Consider the following 854-nt stretch of genomic DNA (forward strand, 5'->3'; position numbering starts at 1 on the left):
AATCTCCATGGACCGAGCCTACCACGGAGAGCCGTAGCGCGAGACACAACATCATCAACGCCTGTCAATGAAAAATGGCCGCGGTGCAAACCGGGTGGTTACGTTCGCTGTCTGGCCAAGTGACTGACATCAGTCCTGCGCGTAATGATGGCGGTTCGGACGGCGGCATTCGGACCGCCCCATCGGATTACTTCAACTCGGGCGTTACATTGACCTTTGGGTCTGCGGTCAATGCAATCGGGTTCGAGGTTGGAGACTGGGCTACCTGCTGTCATGACCCGGTGACTGAGCTGTTTATTTCCTTTGACGGAGGCGCTCCGATTACTGTTGCGACCGCCGATGATTCTGCAGACGGCTTGTTTCCCTCCCAAAACGGCAGCGGGTCGAGCGTCTATGAGCTCTTTGTCGGCGCCTTTGATGATACCGGGTCGTTTACCTCGGTTTCATTCTGGGGCAATGGGCTTGGTGAAGCCCTTTATATGGGGGGTGAAGTTCGCTACGCGCTGATCGACGAGGGTGGGTTGCCGCCCCCTTCTCCGGTGCCGCTGCCCGCCTCTGCCCTTCTGCTTGGCGCAGGTACCGGTTCCCTGGCGCTGCTGCGCCGTCGCCGCAAGGCTGCCTGACGCTACATCTGATAAAAGCAAAAGCAGGCGCCTTGACGGGCGCCTGTTCTATTACTTCAGGAGGGGCTGCCTGCGCGTACATTCCAGCCCCATCGAGTTACAAGGTTAGCCCATGATTGTTGCGGTGAGCGCGATGCGGACAGGAAGGTTTCGGGGAGGTGGTGCTTCTGTACCTTCAAGCTACCGAACACTTCAGACAGTTATCTAAGGCGCGATGAAACGGTCGTTTGT

1 protein-coding gene is annotated in these 854 nt (G+C 57.7%); it reads left to right on the forward strand.

The annotated features are described in order from the left end of the window. Positions 1 to 74: 74 nt before the first annotated feature. Positions 75 to 623: a VPLPA-CTERM sorting domain-containing protein gene (locus IEX25_RS19845; protein ID WP_188717447.1), complete on the forward strand. Its 549-nt coding sequence runs from the start codon at positions 75 to 77 to the stop codon at positions 621 to 623. Positions 624 to 854: the final 231 nt, after the last annotated feature.

The sequence above is a fragment of the Paracoccus acridae genome (assembly GCF_014642735.1).
GTDB classification, from domain to species: Bacteria; Pseudomonadota; Alphaproteobacteria; order Rhodobacterales; family Rhodobacteraceae; genus Paracoccus; species Paracoccus acridae.

What these genes read in the sequence shown, in the direction of transcription:
- IEX25_RS19845 (WP_188717447.1), top strand. Translation starts at nt 75, where the DNA reads ATGGCCGCGGTGCAAACCGGGTGGTTACGTTCGCTGTCTGGCCAAGTG.